Below are 3,341 nucleotides of genomic sequence, written 5' to 3'. Positions count from 1 at the left end.
GAGTTCGGGCGACTGTGCGGCGTAGTCCAGGCGTTGGCTCATGACGGTGTTCCGATGGGAGTTGAGGGACGCAGCGAGGCTAGGCCCGCTGCACGCGGGGCGGTAGGCGAGGGCAGGGCTGCACGGTGTTGAGCGAAAAACACCAATGGTCTGTCACAGCGGCGGATGCTCGCCCGTCTGCCGGGCATGGACACCTCATCCGCCCCGAACCGCGCAGCAGCCTGCCCCGCCAGTGAGCGGGTCTGGCAGGCCTTCCTTGCCGCATTGCACGAACTGCCACCGGACATGCGGGCCGTGCTGTTGCTGCATGACGTGCTGGGCGCGGGCTTTGAGGACATCGCGCCACTGCTGGGGCTGGAGCTGCCGGCATGCCGCCAGCGACTGGCCCATGCACGCGCCCACCTGCTTGCCCGACGCGACTTCCAGGAGCCTGGAACACCATGAATGTCATGCCGCAGTCCTGTCTGGCCAGCGACGGCCGCGATTCCCTCACTGCGTCCTTCTCCGCCAGCTATGCCGGGGTTCTGGCATTCATCGCGGTAGCCGCCGAGGGCAGCTTCGCCCGCGCCGGTGATCGCCTCGGCATCGGTCGTTCGGCCGTCAGCCGCAGCGTGCAGAAGCTGGAGGGACAACTGGGCGTGCGCCTGTTCCTGCGCACCACGCGCTCGACAACACTCACCCGCGAAGGCGAGCTGTTCCTGGAGGGCTGCAGCCCGGGCGTTGCCAGCATCCTGCAGGCGCTGGATGAAATGCGCGACCTGCGCGAAGGACCGCCGCGCGGGCATCTGCGGATCAGTGCGACCCATGGCTTCGGACGCCGGGTGATCGCGCCGCTGCTGTCTGCGTTCCGCGCGGAGTATCCACAGGTCTCTGTGGAGCTGCTGCTGGACGAGCAGGCACCGGACCTGGCCGCCGATCGCATCGATGTAGCGTTCCGCGATGGCGTGCTGGAAGACAGCCAGGTGATCGCCAAGCAGCTGGTGCCGATGCAGCTGGTGGTCTGTGCGTCGCCCGCGTATGTGCAGGCACATGGCCTGGCAGACACCATCGAAGCGTTGTCCAGCCATGCCTGCATCGGTCGACGCCTGCCTGGTGGGCGCCTGCAGCGCTGGGACTTCCGTGTGGAYGGCCAGGATGTGAATCTGCAGCCGCCGGCGGAGGTGGTGTTCAATGACGCCGATCTTGTCCTGCAGGCCGTGATCGACGGGCTTGGGGTCGCCCAGTTGCCCAGCTACCAGGTAAGTGATGCGCTGCGCTCAGGCGCTGTAGTGACCTGCCTGGACTGCTACGCGCCTCACGATCGTGGCCACTACCTGTGCTATCTCAGCCGACGCCAGCTGCCCAAGCGGATCCGCGCGTTCATCGATTTCAGCACCCAGCGCATACGCGCGCTGGATCTGGATGTGTTCTCGCACTGGGAAGCGCGGCAGCAGGCGGCAGTGCAGCGCGATTCGGCCCCGGCATGGGCATGACCGCATTGGTGCCGATGCGGCAACAGTGCGTGGCCCGCTGCGGATCTACTGCGCCGGCCAATGCGTTCCTAGCATGCAGCCACATCCGCACCTTCCACCTTCCAGGAGACCTGTCATGAAGATCCTCGTCATCGGTGGCACCGGCCGCATCGGCAGCAAGGTGGTCGATCGCCTGCATGCGGCCGGCAATGAGGTCGTCGTCGCTGCACCCTCCACCGGTATCGATGTGCTGAGCGGCGAGGGCCTGGCCGCTGCGATGGCAGGCACCGAGGTAGTGGTCGACCTGGCCAACTCGCCCTCGTTCGAAGATGCGGCGGTGCTGTCGTTCTTCGTGACTGCCGGCCACAACATCCTGGCGGCCGCGGCGCAGGCAGGCGTACGTCATCATCTCGCGCTGTCGGTGGTGGGTACCGACAAGTTGGCGGCCAGCGGCTATTTCCGCGGCAAGATCGCCCAGGAACGCCTGATCCGCGATTCGGGCCTGGCGTACACGATCATCCACTCGACGCAGTTCTTCGAGTTCCTGCCGGGCATCATCCAGGCAGCCGGTGACGGCCAGACCCTGCAGCTGCCGACCGCCGCAGTGCAGCCGATCGCCGCCGAGGATGTGGCCGATGCGGTTGCGCGCATCGCGCAGCAGGCACCAGCCAATGGCGTGGTGGAGATCGCCGGCCCGGAACGCGAATCGATGGCGGTGCTGGCGCAGCGCTTCCTGCAGGCAACCGGTGACGCGCGTGAAGTGGTTGGCGATGCCCAGGCGCGCTACTTCGGTGCGCAGCTGCAGCAGGACACGCTGGTGCCGGTGGGCCAGGCATGGCTCGGCACGATCGGCTTCGAGCGCTGGTTGCAGCAGTCCGGGCTGGCACAGGGCCAGCCGGCCTGATCGGCGGTGGACGCTGACAGCAGGAACCGGCGATGACCGGGCTGAAACCGCCTCCGCACAGTGTGCTCGACAAGTACCACGGTGATGAGGTGCGCCCGCTGTATACCGGACGGGTGCGGGTCAGTGGTGGCGTGGCACAGCATGGCCGCGCGTCGGGCGTGGTGCGGTCCGATGATGGTGCGCTGTCAGTGGACCTGCGGTTGCCTGCTGAGCTGGGTGGACCCGGTGGCGGTACCAATCCCGAGCAGTTGCTGGCGGCGGGCTACGCCGGCTGCTTCCACGGTGCGATGGTGCTGGTGGCTGCGCGTGCGGGAATGGAACTGGTCGAGCCGAGCATCGACGTAGCGGTGACGTTCGCGCGCGATCCCGTGGACGGCCTGTACCTGCTGTCTGCCGAGATCGTGGTGTGCCTGCCTGGCATGGACCCGATACGTGCAGCCGAACTGGTGCGCAACACCGAGCGGGTCTGTCCGTACGCGAAGATGTTCCATCGGGGCATCAGCCATGTGGTGCGGGTAGCGGTGGACTAGACATGCGGTGCGGATGACCGTGCAGGTCATTGCCAGGATTCAGATGCGGTGAAGACGCCGCGTCGCCCGCGTGAGTGGGTGGGGCGCCGTTGGGCAGCATGATCACCGCATCAATCGATGCTCACCCGCGAACCACACCCGGTCGGCCAGTCTGGGCTCGCAGGCAACGGATTCCACTGTTGCCCTTTTTCCCCCAGAGGAGACTACACATGAGCACCCAGTCCACCATCGAGCATCGCCTCAACGACCTGATCGAGATCGCACGTGATGGCAAGTCCTTCTACGAGGAAGCCGCAACCAAGGTGAAGGATGCCGAGCTGTCGGCATTGTTCGTCCGCATCGCCGGCGTGAAGGGCCGCATCGTGTCCTCGCTGAGCAGCTCGGTGGCCGCTACCGGCGGCAAGCCGGCCGAGCACGGCACCATGGTCGGTTCCATGCAGCAGTTCTACGGCAAGG

The 3,341-nt window shown here is 66.5% G+C and carries 5 protein-coding genes; all 5 read left to right on the top strand.

Annotated features, from left to right (window positions below; genetic code table 11):
- The first annotated feature begins 186 nt into the window (after nucleotides 1-186).
- Nucleotides 187-444, top strand: coding sequence for a sigma factor-like helix-turn-helix DNA-binding protein (locus AB4Y84_RS16930; protein ID WP_223483463.1), 258 nt, complete (start codon nucleotides 187-189; stop codon nucleotides 442-444).
- Complete coding sequence (locus AB4Y84_RS16925; RefSeq protein ID WP_442244522.1) at nucleotides 441-1,472, top strand: LysR substrate-binding domain-containing protein; 1,032 nt, start codon at nucleotides 441-443, stop codon at nucleotides 1,470-1,472. Before AB4Y84_RS16930 ends, AB4Y84_RS16925 begins: the two co-directional genes overlap by 4 nt.
- A gap of 115 nt (nucleotides 1,473-1,587) precedes the next feature.
- The gene (locus AB4Y84_RS16920) at nucleotides 1,588-2,355 is read left to right on the top strand and encodes an SDR family oxidoreductase (RefSeq protein ID WP_442244523.1); all 768 of its coding nucleotides are present in this window, start codon (nucleotides 1,588-1,590) and stop codon (nucleotides 2,353-2,355) included.
- Nucleotides 2,356-2,387: 32 nt separating this feature from the next.
- Nucleotides 2,388-2,885, top strand: a complete 498-nt coding sequence (locus AB4Y84_RS16915) for an Ohr family peroxiredoxin (protein WP_154881105.1) — start codon at nucleotides 2,388-2,390, stop codon at nucleotides 2,883-2,885.
- A gap of 209 nt (nucleotides 2,886-3,094) precedes the next feature.
- On the top strand, nucleotides 3,095-3,341 hold a 247-nt coding region (locus AB4Y84_RS16910; RefSeq protein ID WP_442250498.1), incomplete at its 3' end, for a PA2169 family four-helix-bundle protein.

Source organism: Stenotrophomonas sp. 2YAF22 (assembly GCF_052114665.1).
GTDB classification, from domain to species: Bacteria; Pseudomonadota; Gammaproteobacteria; order Xanthomonadales; family Xanthomonadaceae; genus Stenotrophomonas; species Stenotrophomonas indicatrix.
This window is presented reverse-complemented; position numbering and strand designations above follow the sequence as displayed.